At 73.0% G+C, this 22853-nt stretch carries 23 protein-coding genes, 1 tRNA gene and 1 pseudogene; 11 read left to right on the top strand and 14 right to left on the bottom strand.

Annotated elements, in window-relative coordinates; all coding sequences use genetic code 11:
• Window positions 1-8: 8 nt before the first annotated feature.
• Together ACZ6Q9_RS12975 and ACZ6Q9_RS12970 are read right to left on the bottom strand one after the other, a co-directional pair.
• Window positions 9-542, bottom strand: coding sequence for an Hsp20/alpha crystallin family protein (locus tag ACZ6Q9_RS12975; RefSeq protein WP_393259175.1), 534 nt, complete (start codon window positions 540-542; stop codon window positions 9-11).
• A gap of 20 nt (window positions 543-562) precedes the next feature.
• Window positions 563-1069 (bottom strand): DUF2231 domain-containing protein, encoded by a 507-nt coding sequence (locus ACZ6Q9_RS12970; protein ID WP_393257752.1) that lies wholly within the window; start codon window positions 1067-1069, stop codon window positions 563-565.
• Between the two features lie 148 nt (window positions 1070-1217).
• On the opposite strand from ACZ6Q9_RS12970, the gene ACZ6Q9_RS12965 reads away from it, so the two are divergent.
• The 5 genes and pseudogenes from ACZ6Q9_RS12965 to ACZ6Q9_RS12945 all read left to right on the top strand — a co-directional run.
• Window positions 1218-1835 carry a pyridoxamine 5'-phosphate oxidase family protein gene (locus ACZ6Q9_RS12965; protein WP_396828484.1) on the top strand — a complete coding sequence of 206 codons (618 nt, stop codon included), beginning with the start codon at window positions 1218-1220 and terminating at the stop codon, window positions 1833-1835.
• Window positions 1836-1911: 76 nt separating this feature from the next.
• Window positions 1912-2520, top strand: coding sequence for a helix-turn-helix domain-containing protein (locus ACZ6Q9_RS12960; RefSeq protein ID WP_393257746.1), 609 nt, complete (start codon window positions 1912-1914; stop codon window positions 2518-2520).
• The gene (locus tag ACZ6Q9_RS12955; RefSeq protein WP_396828486.1) at window positions 2517-3806 is read left to right on the top strand and encodes an MFS transporter; all 1290 of its coding nucleotides are present in this window, start codon (window positions 2517-2519) and stop codon (window positions 3804-3806) included. The genes ACZ6Q9_RS12960 and ACZ6Q9_RS12955 overlap by 4 nt, the downstream gene beginning before the upstream one ends.
• A 109-nt stretch (window positions 3807-3915) precedes the next feature.
• Entirely contained in the window at window positions 3916-4524 is a 609-nt protein-coding gene (locus ACZ6Q9_RS12950; RefSeq protein WP_396828488.1) for a hypothetical protein, read from the top strand.
• Between the two features lie 224 nt (window positions 4525-4748).
• Window positions 4749-5198, top strand: a pseudogene (locus ACZ6Q9_RS12945) (SRPBCC family protein); the annotation flags it as partial.
• Window positions 5199-5641: 443 nt separating this feature from the next.
• On the opposite strand, the gene ACZ6Q9_RS12940 reads toward ACZ6Q9_RS12945, so the two are convergent.
• Together ACZ6Q9_RS12940 and ACZ6Q9_RS12935 are read right to left on the bottom strand one after the other, a co-directional pair.
• Window positions 5642-6046, bottom strand: a complete 405-nt coding sequence (locus ACZ6Q9_RS12940; RefSeq protein ID WP_393257738.1) for a VOC family protein — start codon at window positions 6044-6046, stop codon at window positions 5642-5644.
• Between the two features lie 385 nt (window positions 6047-6431).
• A complete protein-coding gene (locus tag ACZ6Q9_RS12935; RefSeq protein ID WP_396828491.1) occupies window positions 6432-6977 on the bottom strand; it encodes a DUF4240 domain-containing protein in 546 nt (181 codons plus the stop codon).
• Between the two features lie 138 nt (window positions 6978-7115).
• Between ACZ6Q9_RS12935 and ACZ6Q9_RS12930 the strand changes: the two genes are divergently transcribed.
• Both ACZ6Q9_RS12930 and ACZ6Q9_RS12925 read left to right on the top strand, forming a co-directional pair.
• Entirely contained in the window at window positions 7116-7751 is a 636-nt protein-coding gene (locus ACZ6Q9_RS12930) for a flavin reductase family protein (protein WP_393257733.1), read from the top strand.
• Between the two features lie 135 nt (window positions 7752-7886).
• A complete protein-coding gene (locus ACZ6Q9_RS12925; protein WP_393259173.1) occupies window positions 7887-8885 on the top strand; it encodes a hypothetical protein in 999 nt (332 codons plus the stop codon).
• A 221-nt stretch (window positions 8886-9106) separates the two neighbouring features.
• Here ACZ6Q9_RS12925 and ACZ6Q9_RS12920 read toward each other — a convergent pair whose 3' ends face one another.
• Window positions 9107-9367: a hypothetical protein gene (locus ACZ6Q9_RS12920; RefSeq protein ID WP_393257731.1), complete on the bottom strand. Its 261-nt coding sequence runs from the start codon at window positions 9365-9367 to the stop codon at window positions 9107-9109.
• A gap of 580 nt (window positions 9368-9947) precedes the next feature.
• Window positions 9948-10508: a hypothetical protein gene (locus tag ACZ6Q9_RS12915; protein WP_393257728.1), complete on the bottom strand. Its 561-nt coding sequence runs from the start codon at window positions 10506-10508 to the stop codon at window positions 9948-9950.
• Window positions 10509-10552: 44 nt separating this feature from the next.
• On the opposite strand from ACZ6Q9_RS12915, the gene ACZ6Q9_RS12910 reads away from it, so the two are divergent.
• Complete coding sequence (locus tag ACZ6Q9_RS12910) at window positions 10553-10690, top strand: hypothetical protein (protein WP_393257725.1); 138 nt, start codon at window positions 10553-10555, stop codon at window positions 10688-10690.
• A 67-nt stretch (window positions 10691-10757) separates the two neighbouring features.
• On the opposite strand, the gene ACZ6Q9_RS12905 is transcribed toward ACZ6Q9_RS12910, so the two are convergent.
• Window positions 10758-10834: transfer RNA gene (locus tag ACZ6Q9_RS12905), tRNA-Thr, on the bottom strand.
• A gap of 138 nt (window positions 10835-10972) precedes the next feature.
• Between ACZ6Q9_RS12905 and ACZ6Q9_RS12900 the strand changes: the two genes are divergently transcribed.
• Window positions 10973-12730: a metallophosphoesterase family protein gene (locus tag ACZ6Q9_RS12900; RefSeq protein ID WP_396828494.1), complete on the top strand. Its 1758-nt coding sequence runs from the start codon at window positions 10973-10975 to the stop codon at window positions 12728-12730.
• A gap of 151 nt (window positions 12731-12881) precedes the next feature.
• Here ACZ6Q9_RS12900 and ACZ6Q9_RS12895 read toward each other — a convergent pair whose 3' ends face one another.
• The 6 genes from ACZ6Q9_RS12895 to tmk form a co-directional block, all read right to left on the bottom strand.
• Window positions 12882-13721 (bottom strand): PSP1 domain-containing protein, encoded by an 840-nt coding sequence (locus ACZ6Q9_RS12895; RefSeq protein ID WP_393257589.1) that lies wholly within the window; start codon window positions 13719-13721, stop codon window positions 12882-12884.
• A 336-nt stretch (window positions 13722-14057) separates the two neighbouring features.
• A complete protein-coding gene (locus ACZ6Q9_RS12890; RefSeq protein WP_393257586.1) occupies window positions 14058-14744 on the bottom strand; it encodes a hypothetical protein in 687 nt (228 codons plus the stop codon).
• Window positions 14744-15049, bottom strand: coding sequence for a hypothetical protein (locus tag ACZ6Q9_RS12885; protein ID WP_350701801.1), 306 nt, complete (start codon window positions 15047-15049; stop codon window positions 14744-14746). Before ACZ6Q9_RS12885 ends, ACZ6Q9_RS12890 begins: the two co-directional genes overlap by 1 nt.
• Before the next feature lies 1 nt (window position 15050).
• Window positions 15051-15380 carry a YbaB/EbfC family nucleoid-associated protein gene (locus tag ACZ6Q9_RS12880; RefSeq protein ID WP_393257582.1) on the bottom strand — a complete coding sequence of 110 codons (330 nt, stop codon included), beginning with the start codon at window positions 15378-15380 and terminating at the stop codon, window positions 15051-15053.
• Between the two features lie 146 nt (window positions 15381-15526).
• On the bottom strand, window positions 15527-16813 hold the full coding sequence (locus ACZ6Q9_RS12875; protein WP_396828498.1) for a DNA polymerase III subunit delta': 1287 nt from the start codon (window positions 16811-16813) through the stop codon (window positions 15527-15529).
• On the bottom strand, window positions 16813-18876 hold the full coding sequence (gene tmk / locus ACZ6Q9_RS12870; protein WP_396828813.1) for a dTMP kinase: 2064 nt from the start codon (window positions 18874-18876) through the stop codon (window positions 16813-16815). The genes ACZ6Q9_RS12875 and tmk overlap by 1 nt, the downstream gene beginning before the upstream one ends.
• A gap of 335 nt (window positions 18877-19211) precedes the next feature.
• Between tmk and ACZ6Q9_RS12865 the strand changes: the two genes are divergently transcribed.
• The gene (locus ACZ6Q9_RS12865; protein WP_396828500.1) at window positions 19212-20420 is read left to right on the top strand and encodes an amino acid deaminase/aldolase; all 1209 of its coding nucleotides are present in this window, start codon (window positions 19212-19214) and stop codon (window positions 20418-20420) included.
• A 253-nt stretch (window positions 20421-20673) separates the two neighbouring features.
• Here ACZ6Q9_RS12865 and ACZ6Q9_RS12860 read toward each other — a convergent pair whose 3' ends face one another.
• The gene (locus tag ACZ6Q9_RS12860) at window positions 20674-21249 is read right to left on the bottom strand and encodes a TetR/AcrR family transcriptional regulator (protein ID WP_393259168.1); all 576 of its coding nucleotides are present in this window, start codon (window positions 21247-21249) and stop codon (window positions 20674-20676) included.
• Between the two features lie 225 nt (window positions 21250-21474).
• Here ACZ6Q9_RS12860 and ACZ6Q9_RS12855 point away from each other — a divergent pair, with 225 nt between their 5' ends.
• Window positions 21475-22788 (top strand): D-arabinono-1,4-lactone oxidase, encoded by a 1314-nt coding sequence (locus ACZ6Q9_RS12855; protein ID WP_396828502.1) that lies wholly within the window; start codon window positions 21475-21477, stop codon window positions 22786-22788.
• The last annotated feature ends 65 nt before the right edge of the window (window positions 22789-22853 follow it).

Below are 22853 nucleotides of genomic sequence, written 5' to 3'. Positions count from 1 at the left end.
GGGCCCCGCTACGGCCGGTCGGTCTCGCCGACGGCGATGTCCGGGTGGTGCATCTCCCGGTCGGCGGCCGGGTCGACGACGGTCCGCGTGCCCACGGGGGCACCGGGGCGGCCGACGGTGATGGTGCGGGGTGCGGGGCGGGCGGCCCGGGGCAGCCGGACCCGGAGCAGGCCGTGGTCCATCACCGCGTCGATGGCGTCCGGGTCCACGCGGGCGGGCAGGTCGACCCGGTACTCGAAGCCCCGCGTCTCGAAGCCGCCGGGGATGCCCTGGTCGGCGTTGACCTCGGCCTCGGAGCGGGCCCGGACGCACAGCTCGCGGTCGTCCAGCTCGACCGCCACCTCCTCCGGCGCCACCCCGGGCAGCCGCACCACGACCTCCCAGCCGTCGGCGGTCTCGGCCAGCTCGACGTCCGGCGGCCCGGCCCGCCCGCCGACCAGCCGGCGCAGCTCGGAGCGCAGGGACTGCAACTCGCCCATCGGGTCCCAGCCCTGCTGCCGCCCGCGCCAGCCCCGGCCGGACCCGCCGCCCTGCTCGCTCATGCCGACCCTCCGCTGCTCGCTCATCGCACCTCTCCGATCCGGTGGGTGGCCGCCGAGGACCGCAGTGAGCTGGGCGCGTCCAGGCCGGCGTCCCGGTCCACACCGACGCCGAGCCGGTCGACCAGTTCCCCACCGAGCCAGGCGCTGATGCCGAGGATGGCCAGTGCGACCACCTCGATGGCGATCAGCGCGCCGCCGGCAGCCCGGGAGTCGGCGTTGAGCCGCACCACCCAGGTCGCCGCGAACAGCAGGATCACGGCGAGGTTGGCGGCGGCATGGCTCAGCCCCACCCGCTTGGCGCGGGTCCCCGACGGGATGGCCAGGAGGTCGAACGTCCCGGCCGCCGCGGCCAGCAGGCCGCCGACCAGGCCGACGGTGATGTTCCAGTACGCGACCTCGCCGAGGAAGTCCGGCCCGCCGACGGTGTCGACCACGTCGAACAGGACCGCGGTGACCAGCAGGGCCACCGGGAACATCACCAGCATCGGGTGGACGGGGTGGCCCAGCACCTTGAGTCGGCTCTCCATCCGGGCCTCCACTGCTCGGTCTGTCCGGGCGCCTCGGGTGAGGCGGTACCCCCGCCGCCGATGGGCAAACCTCGCGCCGGCCGCCGCCCCCTAGGCTGGCGGGCGGCGGCCACGCCGCCACCGGAATCAACGCACGGGGGAGGGTCACGTGACGGTGGAGATCACGTCGCACGAGGAACTGCGCGAGCTGCTGGGGGCGCCGATGCCGCGGGCGCTGGCCAAGGAACGGCCCGTCCTGCACGAACGGGACCGGCAGTGGCTCGCCGCGTCACCGTTCTGCCTGGTGGCGACGGCCGGCGCGGACGGCAGCTGCGACGTCTCGCCGAAGGGCGACCCGCCCGGCTTCGCGCTGGTGCTGGACGACCGGACCATCGCGATCCCCGAGCGACCGGGCAACCGGCGCGCCGACGGCTACCGCAACATCCTCGACAATCCGCACGTCGGGCTGCTCTTCCTGATCCCGGGGCGCACCGACACGCTGCGGATCAACGGCCGGGCGCGGCTGGTCCGGGACGCCCCGTGGTTCGACGACATGGTGGTGAAGGGTCACCGCCCGATCCTCGCCGTGGTCGTGGAGATCGAGCAGATCTTCTACCACTGCGCCAAGGCGTTCCTGCGCTCGCAGCTCTGGCAGCCGGAGAGCTGGCAGCCGGACGCGCTGCCGTCCCGGGCCCGGCTGATCAAGGAGGTCGAGAACCCGGCCGAGAGTCTGGCCGACCTGGAGCGCCACTACGGCCCGAGCTACGCCGCCACGATCTATTCCTGACGGCCGTCCCGGTGCGGTTTCGGCCGCCTCGCCTCCGCCATTGCTAAAGACATCTTTATAAAGATAGCTTTAGGGTATGTCCCTACCCGAGGTGAAGCTCTCCGACCCCAAGGCCCTGCGCGGCTACGCGCACCCGCTGCGGATGGCCCTGATCGGGCTGCTGCGGCAGCAGGGCCCGTTGACCGCCACCCAGGCCGCCGAGCGCCTCGGCGAGAGCGTGCCGAACTGCTCGTTCCACCTGCGACAGCTCGCCAAGTACGGGCTGGCCGAGCGGGCGCCGGGCACCGACGCCCGGGAACGGCCATGGCGGGCCACCGCCCTCAACACCTTTTGGGACGACGCCTCCGACGACCCCCAGACGCGCGCGGCCGTCGACGAGCTGAACGCCGTCCAGCTCGCCCTCTACACCCGCCGCGCCGAGGAGTTCCTGAGCCGACGGGCCGACGAGCCGACGGAATGGCGGGCGGTCACGGGGTTCAGCGACCGGCCTGTGCACGTCACCCCCGACGAGATGGCCGAGCTGACCGCGCGGATCGAAGCCCTGCTCGCGGAGTACGACGACCGGATCACCGACCCGACGAAACGTCCGGCCGGCAGCCGGAAGGTCAGCCTCATGCACCTGGCCGTCCTCACCGATCCGCCGCCAGCCGGAGCCTCCGCCGGCGAGCAGGGCGGTGCGCGATGAGCGCCGAGGCGACCGCCACCCCGGTCACCGCCCCGCCCGGCAGCCCGTCCCGACGCGGTCCGCTGCCCCGGCTGCTGCGCGACAGGGTGTTCCGCCGGTACTGGTCGGCGCAGACCGTGTCGTACTTCGGCGACGAGATCTCCGCTCTGGCCCTGCCGCTGCTGGCCGTGCTGGTGTTCCAGGCCACGCCCGCCGAGATGGGCTACCTGACCGCCGCCGCGCTCGTCCCGAACCTGCTCTTCTCGCTGCTCGCCGGCGCCTGGGTGGACCGGTACCCGCACAAGCGCCGACTCATGATCCTCACCGACCTCGGCCGGGCGCTGCTGCTCACCGCCGTGCCGGTCGCCTACCTGCTGGGCGTGCTCACCCTGACCCAGCTCTACGTGGTGGCCTTCGCGGTCGGCACGTTCGCCGTGCTCTTCGAGGTCGCCCGGGGGCCGCTCTTCGTCTCCATCGTGGCCCGACCCGACTACGTCGAGGCGAACACCCTGGTCAACGGCAGCCGGGCGATGTCCCACGTGGCCGGGCCAAGCATCGGCGGGGTCCTCGTGCAGGTGCTCACCGCGCCGATCGCCCTGATCGCCGACGCCCTGTCGTACGTCGTGTCCGCGTACTTCCTGATGCGGATCCAGCCGACGGAGCCGGCGCCCGCCCGCGGCGGCCTGGCCCTCGGCGGTGGGCTGGGCTTCATCGCGCGGACACCGATGATACGCGCGATCCTGCTCGGCACCACCACGCTCAACCTGTTCAACTTCATGCTGGCCGCGCTGTTCGTGCTCTACGCCACGCAGGAACTCGGCCTCTCGCCCGGCCTGCTGGGCGCGGTGCTGGGCGCGGGCGCGGTGGGTGGCCTGATCGGCGCGGCGCTGACCGGCCCGCTGGTCCGCCGCTTCGGCGTCGGGCTGACGCTGCTGGCCGGGTTCGTCCTCTTCCCTGCCCCCATGCTGCTCATTCCGCTCGCCGGCGGGCCGACACCGCTGGTCGTCGGGATGCTCTTCGCCGCGGAGTTCCTCGCCGCGATCGGGGTGATGCTGCTCGACATCACGACCGGCTCGGTGCAGACGGCGCTGACCCCGCAGACGCTGCTGGCCCGGGTGGCCGGAGCTCGGCGCACCATCAACTACGGCATCCGGCCGATCGGCGCGCTGCTCGGCGGCGCGCTCGGCAGCACCCTCGGCGTACGGCCGGCACTGTGGATCGCGACGGCGGGCGCCCTCGCCGGGGTGCTCTGGGTGTTCTTCTCGCCGGTCCGCCACCTCCGTGACCTGCCGGAACAGGCCGACTGACGGGGCCGGACGTTTGAGGTGGCCGCCGAGGGTACTGCTATCGGGGACGGCCCGGCGCGTCACACGGCGCCATTCTCTGGACACGGGTCGAAGGAAGGACGGACCTCCCATGCCCACGCGAAGCAGCTCGGGGTCGACCGCGACCAAGAACCCCCCGGGCAACCAGACGCCGAACACCCCGGACATCAACGAGAGCGAGATCGCCCGGATGAAGGTCGACGACCTGCGCGACCGACTGCGTCGGCGCGGGGTCACCGACACCGCCGACATGAAGAAGGACGATCTGGTCGAGGCCCTGGTCACGAGCCTCCGGGACGCCTCGGACTCCTCCGGCTCCTCGTCCGGCGGCATCCGGACCGGCGCGCAGACCGCCACGTCGGTCAGGTACTCGCAGGTCATCGACTCGGTGGACGACGAGCCGGAGCGGCCGGGTCGCAGCCTGGTCACCACCGACCACGAGGTCATCCGGCAGTGGGCCGAGGCCCGCAAGGGCGTGCCGTGCACCGTCGACGGCACCGACCACGACGGCCACGCGGGCGTGCTGCGCTTCGACTTCCCCGCCAACGGCCGCGAGGACCGGCTGCGTGAGATCAGCTGGGAGGAGTGGTTCGAGGCCTTCGACAAGCGCCGGTTGAACTTCATCTACCAGGAGGAACGCGCCGACGGGCGGCAGAGCAACTTCTTCCGGCTGGACAGCCCGGACCGCGAGGACGGCTGAGCCCCTCGTACCGGACGGCAGGCCCGGGTCGGCATCCCGCCGGCCCGGCCGCCGCGTGTCGACGGCACGTCCTCGCCCGGCTCGCCGACATCGGGCGCGCTGTCCGATGTGGTGTTCCGCCAGGTCCGGCGATTGAGCGTCATCACCGGGGGTAGGAGTTCACACGGACGAGGGACGGCTCTCCCCTCCGACGAGAGCAGTTCGACCAACGAGGAGGATCACCCGTGACCACGAAGGTCGAGAAGTCCATCGAAGTGCAGGTTCCGGTCAGTACCGCGTACAACCAGTGGACGCAGTTCGAGGAGTTCCCCCAGTTCATGGGGGGCGTCCGCGAGGTGCGCCAGCTCGACGACCGACGGATGCACTGGGTCGCCGAGATCGCGGGCGTCAAGCGCGAGTGGGACGCGACGGTGCTGGAGCAGGTGCCCGACCAGAAGGTGGCGTGGGCGGCCACCGAGGGCGCGACCAACGCGGGGGCGGTCTACTTCCAGCCCGTCGGCCCCGACCGCACCATGGTCCGGCTGCACCTGGAGTACGAGCCCGAGGGCATGATCGAGAAGGCCGGCGACAAGCTGAACCTCGTCGAGCGGCAGGCCGAGTCCGACCTGCGGAAGTTCAAGTCGTACATCGAGGAGTGCGGCGTGGAGACCGGGGCCTGGCGCGGCACGGTCGACGGCGGTCTCGGGGTCGGCACGCCGGGCGTCGAGCACGCCGCGGGCACGCGCGGCGACAGCGGCAAGGCCGGGGTGTCCGGCAAGGCCGTGGCCGCGGGCGCCGCAGCGGCCGGGGCGGCGGCGGCCGGGGCCGCCGCGGCCGCGAAGCGCCGCTCCGACACCGACGAGGACGGCCGTCCGGCCACGGGGACCGACGCGGGGTACGTGGTGCCCGAGGTCGAGGTGGTGCCGGATGCCGGGGCCGCCGGCTACCCGCACCGCACGCTCTGAACCTTTCCCGTACGCCCAGGAGCGCCAGCGACCGGCCCAGGTCCCCGTGACCTGGGCCGTCGCTCGTGCCCATCCCGGCCCCCGCGGCCCGGCCGCCCGCCGCCCTGTCCGCGCCGGCCCTGCGGGGGATGCTGGGACGGCCGGGTGGCGCGCTGTCCCTTTCGCGGGCGGCGTCAGGCCGTCTCCGCGGACACCATCCACAGGTGGCCGTCCGGATCGGCGAAGGCACCCGCGTAGCCCCACGGCTGCTGGCCCGGCTCGACGACCACCTCCGCGCCGGCGGCCCGGGCCCGCTCGACGAGCTGGGCCGCTTCGGCCGACGTCGTCGCCGACAGGCTGAGGACGCACTCGCTCTGCCCGCGCCGGGCGACCTCGTGACGGCCGATGACCCAGCCGAAGCCGCCAGCCGGCACCAGCATGACCCGGAGACCGTCGTTGAGCGCGAACTGCAACGGCTCGGGGATGCCGTCCTCCGCGAGCTCCCCGATGGCGTCCAGGCCGAGCCCTTCGGAATAGAAGCGGTACGAGGTCGGGCGGTCAGCGATCGGCAGGCTGACGACGACCGGTGCGTACTGCATGAGCTGCCTCCAGAGGTTGACGGACGACGTGAGTCGTCAGGGTGGACGCCGACGGGCGCGGAAACTCACCGCCCCAGTTGCGCCCGGAGGCCGTACCGGTCGATCTGGATCCAGTACTCCACGATCAGCCCGTCGACCACCCGACAGACCGCGCTGGTCAACTGGCTCACCGACGCGCCCCGGTGGGCGCGAGACCGTCGACCTCCCCGACGCGGTGGGGACTGCGCTCGACCACGGCCGGGGCCTCGGCCTGCACCTGGCGGGCCGTCCCCGTCGGGGCCATGAAGCGCCCGGCCTGGGAAGGGTCGACGTCGGACCGGACCACTGTGCATCACGACAGTATTCCCGCAGGTCACCGGGATCGCGGCGCGACCGGCCCCCTCGGTCACTCGCGCCAGCCCGCCGCGTTCGTGCAAGACTCCCGCGAGATGCCGGAGCCGGTGTCCGGCCACCCGCCGAACCGCTTGTTGTGCAGGTGGGCGAAGAAGTAGCACATGCTCTCGCACGTGCCGTCCGGCACGGCCACGGCGGGGTCGGCGTTCACCGCCTCGTAGAACTCGCGCCCGAGCGCGACGATGTGACCCCGGGCGTAGAGGAAGCCGTCGTCGGACCCGTCGGTCACCTCGTGGACGTCCGCCCGGTCGATGTCGTGCAGCTTGCGCTCGACCACCCGGTCGAGATCGGTCAGCTCCTGGCTGGACAGATCCGCCGAGAGCTGGCGGAGGTTGTCGAGGAACGGGTTGAGCCACGCGTCGATGGCGTAGAGGCTGTCACCATCGTCGTCGGCTCCCGGGTCGCGGGTCAGGAGCGCCCGGCGGAGCGCGGCGGGCTCGGCACCCAGCCGCTCCCAGGCGGCCTCGACGAGAGCCCAGAACCGGGCCTCGTCGTCGGCGCTGGGCAGCTTGGCGATACCACTGGCAGGATCAGTCACGGCGGGAGCGTAGCGACCGCGACCGACAACCTCGCCCCGCCGAGACGACACCGCAGATCGAGGACGCCGGCGAAGCTCCGGCCGCCGGTCGATCGCTTCGGTGGGTACCGAAGTGTCACGCCCGTACCGTCGGCGACCATGACGACGACGACCAGCTCTCCCGCCGCCACCGAGCATCTGACGATCAGCCCGAAGGTCCTGTACTTCGGGACCCCGGTGGTGCTGCTGAGCACCGAGAACGACGACGCCAGCCCGAACCTCGCACCCATCTCCTCGGCGTGGGCTCTCGGCCACGTCGTGGTGCTCGGACTCGGTTGCGAGGGCCAGAGCGCCGCCAACCTCGCCTCGCGCCCCGAGATGGTGATCAACTTTCCCGCCGCGCACCAGTGGGAAGCCGTCGAACGCCTCGCCCCGCTGACCGGCCGGCACCCGGTACCGGTCCAGAAGCGTGACCGCTTCCGCCACGAACCGGCGAAGTTCGAGGCCGCCGGGCTGCGCCCGCAGCCATCGCAACACGTGCGACCACCCCGGGTGGCCGACTGCCCGCTGCAACTGGAGGCCCGCGCCGCGCACGTCCGCGCCGACGCGGGCGGCGACTTCCTGATCGTCGAGGCCCACGTCCTGGCCGTGCACGCCGACGCCCGCATCGTCGTGCCGGGAACCGACCACGTCGACCCGAAGTCCTGGAACCCGCTGATCTACAACTTCCGCCACTACTTCGGCCTCGGCGACCAACTCGGTCACAGCTTCCGCTCCGAGACGCCCGCGGTGTGACCGCCGACGGCGTTGACGATCCGCCCGCCCCGCGCTCGTGGCCGGGGCCGCCTCTCATTCAGGCGGAACCGGCGCGGGGTGACGGCCGCCGCCACTAGCGTCGGGACCATGCCCGCCCGTCCGTCCCGATGGTCGATGCCGCCGCGGGTGCTGGAGGCACCGTCGTACCTGCAGGCGTTCGTGCTCTCCGGGGTGATGACGGTGCTGGTGACGCGGGCCTTCCTCCAGGCGGCCGGCTTTCCGCGGCTCGGCGGCGGCGGGCTCCACATCGCGCACGTGCTCTGGGGCGGGCTGCTGATGACCGCCGCCCTGGGTGTCGCGCTGGTCTTCCTCGGCAGCGCCCCGCGCATCCTGGGCGCGATCCTGGGCGGGACAGGGTTCGGGCTCTTCATCGACGAGGTGGGCAAGTTCGTCACGGCCGGAACCGACTACTTCTACGCCCCGGCCGCCGGCATCATCTACGGCGCCTTCGCCCTGCTGGTCGTGATCACCCAGGCGATCCGCGGGCGGACCAGGCTTTCCGGCCCGGAGCGGACGGCCAACGCGCTGTACACGGTCGTCGGCGGGCTCCGCACGGGGCTCACCGATCGGCGTCGCACAGCGGTCATGCGTCAGGTCGACGGCTGCGGCCCGGACGTCGAGGAGGCGGTGGCGAAGCTGTTGGACGCCGTACCCCGGCGTGAGCCGCCCGGCACCCGGTTCTGGCAGCCCTGGCTCAGCCGGGCCCGCCGGGCGGTGATCTGGGTGACCACCCACCGGTGGGTGGTGTCGCTGGTGGTGCTCTACCTGGTGGGCGAGCCGTTCGTCGTCGTGCTCACGGTCGTGCAGGACGCGGTCACCGGCCTGTTGCCCGACCAGCGGGAGTGGCGGGCGGTGGTCGGGGTCTCGGTCTCCGCGCTGATCACCGCGGTGTTCGGCATCCGCGGGGCGTTGCTGCTACCGCACGACCGGGTTCGAGCCTTCCGACTGTTCAAACTAGCGCTGCTCGTGGACCTGCTGTTCGGGCAGATCTTCAGCTTCACCGTCGATCAGTTCGGGGCGCTCTCCGCGCTCTGCGTGGACCTCTTCCTGCTCGCGGTGGTGACGGCCGAGTACCGCCGGCTCTGCCGGCAGGCACCGACGTCACGCAAGTGAGGTGCGGCTGACCGGCTTCGGCTGGTCGCTCCGCCACCTGATCGGCGGCGGCCTGAAGAAGCGGCGAAGCCGCTCGTTGACGGGACTTCTGCACCGTCGCGCGGTGCCGCCCAGGACGTGTTTGCCCCCACCGCTCCTGCACACAGCGTGCGGCCTCCCGATTCTGGTCGGGAGGCCGCCGTCGACTGAAATTCAAGCGCGGGAAGTGTGGGAACCGGCGATCAACGGACGAGGCGGATTTCCACCGGACCGGTGAAAGCACCGCCGTCGAAATCCGAAGCTGTGGCCACGGCCAGGCCCGGGTGGTAGGGCGAACCGCTTCGCGACTGCACGAGAATCTGCGATGTCTGCGTGAAAGAACTGCAGACGCTGAAGAGGAAGCCGAAGCCCTCCACGAGTTGAGTCCCTCTGGCCTGCGCGACGTAGACCTCGATGTTGGCGGGTTCGGAGGGGGTGCACTGATAGGTGACCGAGACGGTCACGAAGACCCCCTGGGAGCTGACTTGTGCTGTCGGAGCAAGCTCGATCTGCGAGACAGCGGCTGAGGCAGGAGTGGGGTAAACCAGGACCGCAACGAGGCATACGACACTTGCCAACAGCGCCGACACTCGTCTTTTCATGATCCAACTCACCTTCCTTACGACTACCCGCCCCGTACACAATTTCGGGGCATCGGTCGGCGTCGTTCAGGCATCACGCTACTCGTGACACTCCGTGATCGGCCTGACCAAGCAGACGGCGGTAGCCGACTGATCGGCTCGGCTTGCTTTTGGATGATCGGCCGATGCCACGTGCTCATCCGAGCCTCGAACCGCGCATCACTCTCCCTCACCGGACCGCAACCGCTCGGAAACCTGCCCAGCATCGCCGGCCGGGCTGACCGATGCCGGCCGGGAGGTCGCCAGCAGGTCGGCCCGGCCCACTTTGCGGGCCGCCTTGACGTGTACGCGGGGCTGTCCGGTGACGACCTGGACGCGGTCACCAACCGGCTGGACGAGGCGACCGCGGCGCGGGATGCGGACCGTCCGCGGCTAACAGGCAGACTTCTGGACGAAGGTGCTCTTACCGCTTTCGGAGCCTGGTCTCAGCAACCCTGACCTTCACGTAGACGCCATCCTTGCCGGCGACGTCGGTTGGAATCTCCACCTGGGCGTCGATGCCGCCTCTCTGAAGCGTGATCGACCATCCTGAGTCCGACAGGGACCACTCTGCGACTCGCATGGTGGCAACGTCTGGAAAGTCGACCACCTCGGCTTGGGTGACTCGGTCTTGCAGAGCTTTTCGCGCGATCTCTACTGCTTGGGCTTGGCTGAGGGGCTTGGCTTCGCCGCCGGGGTCGCGGTGAAGTAGGCGTGAGATGGCGACCTTGAACGCGTCGTAGGCTGAGTTGCCCAGCATGCCGGCACCAACGGCACCGCTGATCCACACCATTGCCGTGGCGAGCATCTCGACGGTGACTACGTCGCCGCCACCCAATTGGGCGACTTCGGGATCGCGGTCGGCCGAGTCGCTTGCTGATCTGAACTCGGCGAGCAAGTCCATCAATTCGTCCATGCTCACCGGAGGTTGGGTATGAGGGCCGTCGTCGTGGGATTCGGGCAGCGAGGAAGGGTCGCTACTCATGCCTCAATGCTAGCGGGGCCAAGTACGGCGCTCCTCCGCCAGATGTGCTGCACGCCCTCGACCGCGCCGGGCATCTGGCGACCCAGCGCGAGGCGCTCGACCGGGCGGTCTCGGCGCTGATGGAGGGCAACCTCGCGGCGCTACTGCAACCCAACAGCGCAACCCAGGGGCCCTCGGCCTGACTTCCCCGGACCTGACGAAGGCCCCGCGACCTTGGCGTTTCGCCTGGTCACGGGGCCTTCGCCTCGCTGGAGCCGCCTGACGGAATCGAACCGTCGACCTACGCATTACGAGTGCGTCGCTCTAGCCGACTGAGCTAAGGCGGCAACGATCGTCAAGTGTACGGCACGACCGGCCGCCCGGCCGAGCGGCATCCCCCACCCGCCCGGCCGACCCGGACATCCGGGGCCGATCCGTCGTTCCCCGGACAGCGATGGCGGCGGGTCCGGACTACGCTGCGGCGGGTGACGGACGATCGTTCCCCCGACGACGACCCGCAGGACGGCGCGGCGGCGAGCCCGCACGCGAGCGAGGCGGCCGGCGGGCGGGCGGCGCGCCGACCGCGCAGCACCGATCCGCACGAGCTGGGCTTCACCCCGCGCAAGCCGGTGCCGTGGCTCGCGCCCTTCCTGCTGATCAGCACCGGCATCCGTACGCTGCTGGCGATGCTCTTCGGGGCGTACCTGGACAAGCGGGAGCTGCAGAACGCGTTCGGTGACGGGGTCTTCCGCCAGGTCGGGCCGGACGGCGGGCTCTGGCTGGACTACGTGGCCGACCTGGGCGACGGCTTCAACGCCACCTACTCGGTGGCCTACCTGATCGCCCAGCGCGAGCTGGAGGTGGACGGGCACCGGCTGCCCCGGGCGCAGACCCTGGTGATGGGCGGCGACCAGGTCTACCCGTCGGCGGCGTACGAGGCGTACGAGGACCGGTGCAAGGGGCCCTACCAGGCTGCCCTGCCCGTCAGCCCGCCGGAGCGGCCGACGCTCTTCGCGGTCCCCGGCAACCACGACTGGTACGACGGGCTGACCGCCTTCCTGCGGCTGTTCGTCCGGTCCCGGGACCGGCACTTCGGCGGCTGGGACACCGGCCAGTCCCGCTCGTACTTCGCCGTCGAGCTGCCCGCCGACTGGTGGCTGCTCGGCCTCGACGACCAGTCCGGCTCGTACCTGGACGACCCGCAGCTCACCTACTTCGACAAGGTCGCCGAGCGGCTGGGCCCGCAGAGCCGGGTGATCCTGACCGTGCCCGCGCCGACCTGGGTCAAGGCCGTCGACCACCCCACGGCGTACGACTCGATCGACTACTTCATCCGCACGATCATCGGGCCCACCGGGGCGCAGGTGCGGCTGCTGATCTCCGGCGACCTGCACCACTACGCCCGGTACGCCGGCCCGGACCGGCAGTTGATCACCTGCGGCGGCGGGGGTGCGTACCTCTACCCGACGCACAAGCTCCCGGAGCGGATCGAGGTGCCCCCGCGTGACACCCTCGCCCGGCGGGCCAGCACCTCCCGCCCGTACGACCTGGCCGGCCGCTTTCCGGACGCCGCCCGCTCCCGGCGGTACGGCTGGGGGATCTTTCCCCGGCTGCCGCTGCGCAATCCGGGCTTCACCACCCTGCTCGGCACCCTGCACACGCTGCTGATGCTGGCGATGGCCGGCGTCGTGAGCAACCGGACCGGCACCGAGCAGCGACTGTTCAGCGTGCCGCTGGTGGCGATGCTGGTCGTCACGGTGCTCGCCGCGGCGTTCTTCGCCAAGCCGCCCAGCTCGGGCGGGAAGCGGCACGCGCGGCACTGGATCCTCGGCGTGGGTCACGGCCTGGCCCACGTCGGGCTCGCCGCCGCCGGCACCTGGGCCTGGCTGGCCCTGCCTCTCTACGACTGGCCGTGGCCGCTGCCGGCCGTCGCCGCGGCGGTGGTCTACGGCCCGGTGAGCGGGCTGGTGGCGAGCCAGCTCGTGGCCGCGTACCTGCTGGTGGCGGGCGCGTTCGGGGTGAACGTCAACGAGCTCTTCGCCGGCCAGGGCATCGAGGACGCGAAGGCGTTCCTGCGGCTGCGCATCGACCCCGACGGCACGCTGACGATCTATCCGATCGCGGTCGACCGCGTCGCCCGCCACTGGCAGGTCAACCCCGACCAGTCCCCCGAGTCCTCCTGGCTGGCGCCGAAGCACCCCCTCCGCCCCCGCCTGGCCGAACCCCCCACCACCCTCACCTGACCACCCCACCCGGGCGACCCACGCCGCCGGCCGCCGGCCTCGTTGATCATGAAGTTGTTGCCGCGACACGCCGCTGGGGTGGCAACAACTTCATGATCAACCGAGCGGGGCGCATGGGGAGAGGGGGCGGGGGCGGGGGGCGGGGCGGGGGTTAGGGGTTGTAGTGCTGGTCGTGGGCCTGGCGGGGGCCGCAGACCGAGGCGCGGGAGCAGGAGCAGCGGGAGCCGTCGGCGTCCAGGCGGACCGTGACGGAGTCGCGCGGGACGCTGTGGCCGACCACCCGGCCGTCGCCCTCCGGCGTCGACACCCGCGCGCCGATCGCCGGGGCGGATTCCTGGAACCGCTGGTAAAGAGGATGCTCGTACTTGAGGCAGCACATCAGCCGACCGCACGCGCCGGAGATTCGCAGCGGGTTGAGCGGCAGGTCCTGCTCCTTGGCCATCCGGATGGTCACCGGTTCGAAGTCGGTGAGGAAGGTGGCGCAGCAGAGGTCGCGGCCGCAGGAGCCGATGCCGCCCTGCACCCGCGCCGAGTCCCGGGCGGAGAGCTGGCGCAGCTCGACCCGGCAGTGCAGGGTGGCCCCCAGGTCGCGGACCAGCGAGCGGAAGTCCACGCGGTGCGGGGCGGTGAAGTAGATGGTGCTCCGCTCGCCGCTCCCCTCGCCGGAGCCGAGCACGTGGTCGACCGCCACCACCTTCATCGGCAGGCCGTGCTCCCGGATCAGCCGCTTCGCCGCGACCTTCGCCTCGGCCTTGCGCCGGCGCACCGCCTCGTCGCGGCGCAGGTCCTCGTCCTGCGCCAGCCCGGCCAGCCGGGGGAAGCCCGCCGTGTCCTCGGAGACCCACTGCGCGGCCCAGACACACTCGGCCACCTCGGGCCCGTCGTCGGTCGGCACCAGCACCTTGTCGCCGACCTGCGGGCGCAGCTCGCCCGGGTCGAGGTAGTAGAGGCGCCCGTACCGCTGGAAGCTGACCGCGCAGAGCATGCCCATGCCTCTCACCCTACGACGGCCGAGCGGCTGCGGCCGGGCCGGCCGTCGCCGCCCGACTACGCCGTGCAGCGATCCACAGTGGTCGAATCGACCGATCCGCAGGCCACCCCGTCGTGCCGTCCCCCCTCGCCCGGACGGTTGATTCCGCTGCCCCGTACGGGACAAACGAGCACCGGAGGCGTTGAGTGGAGGCAGACCTGCGGGGGGTGCAGGGGGAAAGGCCACGGCGTCGCCGCCGGAGCCCGGCGGACCGGGCCCTGGGCGCGACGCCGTGCGCCGTGCCGGGGTCCGTCACGGAAACGCCGGGCGCGCCACCCGGACGGGGGCGGTCGGGAACTACCAGCCGACCCGGGTGGGGGCGTCGTAGCGGGGACGGTCGGTCACCGGCTCCCACCAGCGGGACTCGGCCAGGCTCGGCCCCCACTGGCGCAGCAGCGTCTCCGCCCCGTCGTACGCGACGCAGAGCACCGCCAACACCCGCGCGGCGATCTCGGCGGCCTCGGTCCCGCCCGGCCCGGCCGGCCCCTGGTGCACCGGTCCACCGCCCGGCACCGAGGTCGCCGCGACCACAGCCACCGCTTCGGCGGAGCGCAGCACGTCGGCCAGCGCCCGGGCCAGCGCCAGCCGGCTGCCCTCCACCCAGTCGGCGAGCGCGTCGGCGTAACCGGCGGTCGACTCCAGCCGCCCGACCAGGCTCTCCGGCCCCTCGTCGAGATGGCGCAGCAGGGCCGCCCGGGACTGCCCGTAGGCCGACGCTGCCGGACCGGACCAGAGCACCGGATCGGCCAGCGCGGCGGAGGCGGCGTCGTAGCCCCGGACGAGCCGGCGCGCCGCGTGGCCGGCGCCCGCCAGCGGCGCCGGGTGCAGGTCGAGGAAGTTCCGGACCGCCTCGCCGGGGAGCACCTGCATGCGGCGCAGCAGCGGCCAGACGCGGTGGCCCTCGGGCGCCCCGGCGGCGAGCAGCGTGTCGACCCGGCCCAGCAGGTCGAGCCCGGGCTCGGCGAGCCGGTCCAGCGTGTCCATCACGCCTCCCCGGTCAGCCGGTGGCGGGCGGCGCGGTCGGCGTCGGCGTAGTGGTCGGCGGCGGCCCGCACCGCCGCCGCCGCGACCGCCAGCCGCTGCGCCACGGCGTGCGCCTCCCGGGCCCGGTCGCCGGTGGCCGCGATCCACTGCCGGTGCAGGGCCCGCCCGATCTCGCCGGGCCGGCCGGGGGCGTCGGCGCCGAACGCGGCCTGCGGCGGGTCGCCGGCGGTGACCGTGCGGGACACGGCCGTCATGGTCTCGCTCGCCTGGTCGAGCCGGGCGGCGAGGGCGTGCAGGGTGTCCATGTCAGGCTCCCGCCAGCGGACGGTAGGCGGCGAAGGTCTCGTTGTGCAGCTTCTCCCGGGCCCACTGGGCGGCATCCGCCGCCGCGGTGACCGCGGCCTGCACCGAGCCGGCGACGTCCCGGGGGCTGCGGGTGTGCAGCGGGCCGAGGAACCGGACGTCGGTGATCCGCCCGCCGGCGGTGACCACCACCTCGACCAGCCCGTCGGGCGACCGGACGGTGACCTCGACGGTCGCCACCGCCCGTTCGAACTCGGCCTGGAGGGACTCGATCCGGCGGTAACGCCGCACCGCCTCCTCGATCCAGGCCTCGTCGATCTCCCCCCGCGACATCGGCGGACTCCTCCCGGACAGCCATCACTGAGCGTGCCGCCACCGTCACGGCACACCGGACCGTACCGCACAGCAATTGCGGCTGTCGATGCCTGTGGACAACCGACGCGGCCGACGGAATCCGGCCCGGTGCCGAACGGGGTAGGTCAGCCCTTCCAGAGCGCGAGCATCATCGCCTCGACGGCGATCCGGGGCTTGACGTTCGCCTCGATCGCCGCCCGGCACGCCAGTACCGCCTCCAGACGGCGCAGCGCCCCCTCGGCGTCCCACTTCTGCGCGCCCGCCCCGGCCAGCGCGGCGGTGTCGGTGTGCACCGGCGCCACGGGGGCGCGCAGCGCCATGGTGAGCGCGTCCCGGTAGAAGCCGGCCAGGTCGACCAGGGCGCGGTCGAGCGCGTCCCGCTGCGCCCGGGTGGCCCGCGACTTCTGCCGCTTCTCCAGGTCCTTGAGCTGGCCGGCGGCGCCCCGGATCGCGCCGGCCGCGCCCCGCCCGGTGCCGCCGGCGCCGAGTGCCGTCTCCAGCGCCGCCCGCTCGGTCGCGTCGGTCTCCGCCACCGACGCCGCCGCCTCCGCCTCCGCCGCCTCGATGAGCGCCGACGCCGCGTCGAACGCGGCCCCCACGCCGGTCAGCCGGCGCGGCACCGCGAGCACCGCCTCCCGGCGGGTGCGCGCCTCCGGGTCGCGGGCCAGGCGGCGGGCCCGGCCCACGTGCCCCTGCGCGGCCGCCGCCGCCCACTGCGCCACGTCGGGCGCCACGCCGTCCCGGCGGGCCAGCACCTCGGCCACCGCCTCGGCCGCCGGCTGCCGCAGCGGTACGACCCGACAGCGCGACCGGATGGTCACCGAGATGTCGTCCGGGTGGGTGGACGGGGCACAGAGCAGGAAGACCGTACGCGGCGGCGGCTCCTCGATGGCCTTGAGCAGCGCGTTGCCGGCGGCCTCCGTGAGCCGGTCCGCGTCCTCGATGATCACCACCTGCCACCGCCCGCCCGACGGGGTGCTGGCGGCGCGCAGCACCAGCGCCCGCATCTCGTTGACGCCGATGGAGAGCCCCTCCGGCACCACCAGCCGGACGTCGGCGTGCGTGCCGGCCATGGTGGTGTGGCAGCCGGGGCACTGGCCGCAGCCGGTGCCGTACGCGCACTGCAGGGCGGCGGCGAAGGCCCGGGCCGCCACCGACCGGCCCGACCCGGGCGGCCCGGTGAAGATCCAGGCGTGCGTCATCCCCGCCCCGGGATCGACGGCGGCACCCGCCCCCGCGCCCCCGGCACCCGCGCCCTCGGCCTCCTCGGCGAGCGCGTCGAACTCGTCCCCGGCGGCGGTCGTGGGCGGGACGACGGCGGCGCGCAGCACGGCCGCCGCCGAGGCGGCGGCGCGGCGCAGCGTGTCGACCGCCTCGTCCTGCCCGACCAGGTCGGCGAAGACGTCCGGCATCAGGTCCGATGCTCCATCGTCACCAGCTCCGATTCGGATAACTCCGGCTGCACCGAGGTGTCCGGCCCCTGGGCGGGGCGCGGGTGCACGATGCCGCCGGGGGCGCCCAGCATCTCCTCGACCCGCCGGGCCACCTGCTCGGCGATCTCCTCGACCGGGCGGGACGCGTCGAGCACCAGGTAGCGCTTCGGGTCGGCGGCGGCGAGGTCGAGGAAGGCGTACCGGACCCGCTCGTGGAAGGCGACCGACTCGGCCTCCACGTGGTCGGCCGCCTCGGCGCGGGACGCCACCCGGGACAGGCCGGTGTGCGGGTCGACGTCGAGCAGCACCACGAGGTCGGGCTTGAGCCCGCCGGTGGCCCAGGAGGACAGCCAGGAGACCTCGTCGACGGGGAGCGTCCGCCCCGCCCCCTGGTACGCCAGGGACGAGTCGACGTACCGGTCGCTGATCACCACCGCGCCGCGGACGAGCGCCGGCCGGACGACGGTGGCCACGTGGTGCGCCCGGTCGGCGGCGTAGAGCAGCGCCTCGGCGCGCGGCGACGGTACGTCGGACCCGGGCGCGCCGAGCAGCAGCGACCGGATCCGCTCGCCGACGGCGGTGGCGCCCGGCTCGCGGGTGACCACCACGTCGCGCCCCTGCCCGCCCAGCCGCTCGGCGAGCGCGGCGAGCTGGGTGGACTTGCCGGCGCCCTCGCCGCCCTCGAAGACCACGAAGAGGCCGGCGGAGACGAACGATTCGGCGGGCATCAGCGGGCGACCCCGGACGGAGCCCCAGAGGTCGGCCAGGACGGGGACGCCCTTCTTGTCGTCCATCTGCCCGAACGCGCTGATCCCGGCGAAGATGCCGGCGGCACCGGCGGCGAGCAGCAGCAGTCGGGTGGACGAGATCGAGACGCCCAGGTCGGCCAGTTCCAGCCGGCGCGAGCCGCCGACGCCGGCGAGCAGGCTGCTGAGGCCGATCGCGAGGATCAGCACCAGCCGGGTGCCGATCTGCACCACCGCGAAGACCCGGCCCCGCACCTCGTCGGCGATCTCCCCGCCGAGCAGGGTGGTGCCGGAGAGGAACGCCATCCCGGCGCCCGCGCCGACCAGGACCGCGCCGACCATCGCCATGGACAGGTGGATGGCGAAGGCCAGGGCCATCACCGACGCGCTGGCCAGCACGATGCTCATGCCGAACCAGCGCCGCCGGGACATGTCCTTGACGATCATCGGGCCGAGCCCGATGCCGAGCGCGAGGCCGATGAAGATGGCTCCGAAGAGCAGGTAGAAGGCGGCGTCGCCGGCGCCGAGCGAGGTGGCGAAGAACTTGGCGGTGCCGATCACGATGCCGCCGCCGGCGAACGCGCCGAAGATGCCGAGCACCAGGCCGCGGACCAGCGGGGTCTGGCCGATGTAGCGCCAGCCCTCCTTGAACTGGCGCAGCATGCCCTGCTCCGCGCCGCTCCGCTCCGCGGCCTGCCCCTGGCTGATCTCCTTGATGCCGTACGCCACCACCAGCGCGGTGGCCAGCCGGGAGAACGCGTTGAACCAGAGCGCCAGATCGGCCGGCTCCGCCCAGTTGGGCGTCGAGCCCCCGGTGGCCGCCCGCACGATGCCGTCGAGCGCGGCGAGGATCAGCGCGGCGAGGACCGGCGTGAGGCCGTACGTGGTGATCAGCGTCAGCTGGTTGGCGGCCTCCAACCGGGCGCGCGGGATCAGGTTGGGGACCGCGGCCTCCTTGGCCGGGATCCACAGCAGCGTGAGCGACTCGATCAGGAAGGTGGCGATCGCCGCCCAGGCGACCACCGCCCCGCCGGGGGCGCCGAGCAGCGCGGCCAGCGGGATCGAGGCGAAGAGCAGGAACCGCAGGATGTCGCAGATGACCATCGTCCAGCGCCGGTCGAAGCGGTCGGCCAGCACGCCGGCAACCGGGCCGAGCACCAGCGCCGGCAGCAGCCGGATGGCGATGACGCCACCGAACGCGGCGCCCTGGGCGGTGCTCCCCTCGACCTGGGAGGCGGCGAAGACCGACGTGGCGAGCAGGCCGAACCAGTCGCCGAACGACGCCGCGCCGAGCACGATCCAGAGCCGGCGGAACGGCGTGATCCGCAGCACCGACCGGATGCCGGCGTAGCCGGACAGGTCGGCAACAGGCTGGTCGGCGGTGCCGCCGGGCTTGTTCGATGACGGCGACACGCCGGGCGACTCGCCGTTGAACTGGCTTTCGATGGCCGTACCTCCACGTGCCGGCCCATCGCTGGGCAGTCCCGGTGGAACACTCTAGACCCGGTGGGGGACCTTCCCCGCCGCGACATTCTCCTGCTCGCCGAGCCTAGGCCGCCGCGGCCACCGCCGTCAGCCCGGACAGACGCGAGGGTATTTCGCATTCACTCCCAGACAGTTAGCGTGCAGACGTGGCCACCGAAAGCGACAGACTCCGTGAGCGGCTCGACCGGGCGACCGCACACCTCGACCCGCCGTACGCCGTGGTCGACCTCGCCACCTTCGACGGCAACGCCGACGCGCTGGCCGGCCGCGCCGGCGGCAAGCCGGTCCGTGTCGCCAGCAAGTCGGTCCGCGCCCGGGAGCTGATCGGCCGGGCGCTGGGGCGGCCGGGCTGGCACGGAGTGATGGCCTTCACCCTGCCCGAGGCGATCTGGCTGGTCCGCGCCGGCGTGACCGACGACGCGCTGGTGGCGTACCCCACCGTCGACCGGCGAGCGCTCGCCGAGCTCGCCGCCGACCCGGCGCTCGCCGCCGCCGTCACGCTGATGGTCGACGGCACCGACCAACTCGACCTCGTCGACGCCGTGCGCGCCCCCGGCGGGCGTCCCGAGCTGCGGGTCTGCCTCGACCTGGACGCCTCCTGGCGACCGCTGGGCGGGCGGGTGCACATCGGGGTGCGCCGCTCGCCGGTGCACAGCGCCCGGGCGGCCGGCGCGCTCGCCGCCACCGTCGCGGGCCGCGCCGGCTTCCGGCTCGTCGGGCTGATGTCGTACGAGGCGCAGATCGCCGGCCTCGGGGACGCGCCGCCCAGGCGGGCGGTGCTCGGCTCCGCGATCCGGCTGGCCCAGCGCGGGTCGTACCGCGAGTTGCTGGCCCGCCGGGCCGCGGCGGTGGCCGCCGTACGCGAACACGCCGACCTGGAGTTCGTCAACGGCGGCGGCACCGGCAGCGTGGCCGCGACCAGCGCCGATCCCGCGGTCACCGAGGTCACCGCGGGATCGGGCCTGTACGGGCCGACGCTGTTCGACGCCTACCGTGCCTGGCGCCCCACCCCGGCGGCGTTCTTCGCCTGCGCGGTGGTCCGCCGCCCGGCGCCCGGCCTGGCCACCGTGCTCGGCGGCGGCTGGGTCGCCTCCGGCCCGGCGGAGAACAGCCGGCTGCCCCGCCCGTGGCTGCCCGGCGGGCTGAAGCTGGTCGGCACCGAGGGGGCCGGCGAGGTGCAGACCCCGCTGGCCGGCGCGGCGGCCGCCACCCTGCGGGTCGGCGACCGGGTCTGGTTCCGGCACGCGAAGGCCGGCGAACTGTGCGAGCACGTCAACGAGTTGCACCTGGTCGAGGGGGATGCGGTCGTGGCCACCGTGCCCACCTATCGGGGCGAGGGCCACGCCTTCCTCTGAGACTCACCGGCCCGGCGCACCCCGGGCCGTCCTGCCGCTTTCCGCCGCCCGGCGCACCCCGGCCGTCGTGCCCCGCCCACCCCGGCCGTTCCGTCTTTCCGCACCTGTCGCCCGGCGCACCCCGGGTACGTCCTACGCACCGTGTCGTCCCGCGCCCCGCTTCTCGCCCGGCGCACCCCGGGCCTTCGCGTCCGGAACCGCCACCCACGCACCCGGGCCGGCGGTCCGGGGTCAGCCCGGCCGGCGATCCGGGTCAGCCGGGCTGACCGGCGTCGGCCGGGGCGTCGACCTGCCGGTGCAGGTAATCCCGGATCAGCGCCTTCGCCTCGGCCAGCACCCGCTCGTCACCCTCCGGCTGCCGACGGAACGCCAGCTTGATCAGCGCGTCGGCCGTCTCCACGGCGACCTCCAGGTGGAACCGGAGGTCGGGGACGTCGGTCAGGCCGAAGCGCTCGCCGAGCACGCGGGCCAGCTGGTCCGCGATCACCCCGTTGTTGTCCCGCTGCTCATCGAGCAGGTGCAGGTCGACCACGTCGCCGAAGTGCAGGGTACGGAATCCCGGGACGGTGCGGTGCATCGTGATGTACTCGTCGATCCCCGCGTCGACCCCGTCCCACCAGTGGGTCAGGTCGTCGGAGGCGAAACGCTCGTCGAGCCGCTGGAGGTAGGACTCCATCGTGCGCAGGGTGAGCGCCTGCACGATCGCCCGCTTGTCCGGAAAGAACTGGTACACCGACCCGATCGCCACCTCGGCACGCTCGGCGAGCAGGGTCGTGGTGAGCCCCTCGTACCCCACCTCGTCGACGAGTTCGGCGCAGGCGTCCAGCATCCGCTGGACCCGAGCGACACTTCGACCCTGCACCGGTACGCGGCGCAGCGGCCCGGCTGTGGCGGCTGGTGTGGACACTCGGCGCCACCCCCCTTCGACGGATGAACATATCTGCACGTCACGAGTTCGTGACTACCGGTACAACGAGCAAGACTCGATTGCGGTATTTACCTGCGACAACGTTCCTGATATGAAGTCAGTTCACATTCATGTCGAGGAGTGTGCATGGTCGGCACCGCAGCGTCCACCGCCGCCTGGTCCAACTGGGCCGGCAACCAGCGCGCCACCGCCACCGCCATCCTGCGCCCCACCTCTCTCTCCGACGTCACCGATGCCATCCGCGCCGCCGCGACGGCCGGAGACCGGATCCGGGTGGTCGGCAGCGGCCACTCCTTCACCGGCGTCGCGGTCGCCGACGGACGGCGGATGGAACTGACCGCACTGGACACCGGCGTACGCGTCGACGTCGACCGTCGACTGGTCACCGTACCGGCCGGGATCACCCTGTGCGCGCTCAACGACCTGCTCGCCGCGCACGGTCTCGCGCTGCCCAACCTTGGCGACATCGACGCGCAGACCATCGCCGGAGCGATCTCCACCGGCACCCACGGCACCGGTGCCGCGTACGGCTGCCTGTCGACGTTCGTCGAGGCGCTCACCCTCGTCACCGGCACCGGCGAGGTGCTGCGCTGCTCCGCCGACGAGAACCCCGACGTCTTCGCCGCCGCCCGCGTCTCCCTGGGCGCCCTCGGCGTGCTGGTCGAGGTCACCCTGCGCTGCGTGGACGCCTTCGTGCTGCACGCGCACGAGCGGCCGGCGCCGCTGGACGCCGTGCTGGCCGACCTGCCGACGCTGGTCGAGGGGCACGACCACGCGGAGTTCTACTGGTTCCCGTACACCGACCGGGTGCAGGTCAAGACCAACGACCGGGTGCCCGTCGACGACCGGCCGCTGCCCCGGTGGCGCGGGTGGCTGGACGACGACTTCCTCTCCAACACCGTCTTCGAGGGCGCCTGCCGGCTCGGCCGCGCCGTGCCGGCGCTCGCGCCGAAGATCAGCGCGATCTCCGCGCGGGCGCTCACCGAACGCCACTACACGGGCCGCTCCGACAGGGTGTTCTGCACCCCGCGCCGGGTCCGCTTCGTGGAGATGGAGTACGGGCTGCCGCGCGAGGCGCTCGGCGAGGTGCTCGGCGCGCTCCGGCGGATCGTGGACGGCCTGCCCTTCAAGGTGCTCTTCCCGGTGGAGGTGCGGTTCACCGCCGCCGACGACATCTGGCTCTCCCACGGGTACGGGCGCGAGTCGGCGTACGTGGCGATCCACCAGTACGTCGGCATGCCGTACGAGCCGTACTTCCGCGCGTTCGAGCAGGTCGCGGAGGGGTTGGGCGGTCGCCCGCACTGGGGCAAGCTGCACTGGCGGGACGCCGGGTCGCTGGCCCCCGCGTACCCCCGCTTCCCGGACTTCCTGGCAGTACGCGACCGCCTGGACCCCGACCGTCTCTTCACCAACCCACACCTCACCCGAATCCTCGGCTGAGCTGAGTTGAGCGGCTGCGGGGAGGATCTTGGAAGGCGATGGCCCCTCCAGGGGCCGACGACTTC

This window comes from Micromonospora sp. NPDC049139, from assembly GCF_055586845.1.
The sequence above is the reverse complement of the archived record's forward strand: the minus strand, read 5'-3'. Positions and strand labels throughout refer to the sequence as shown.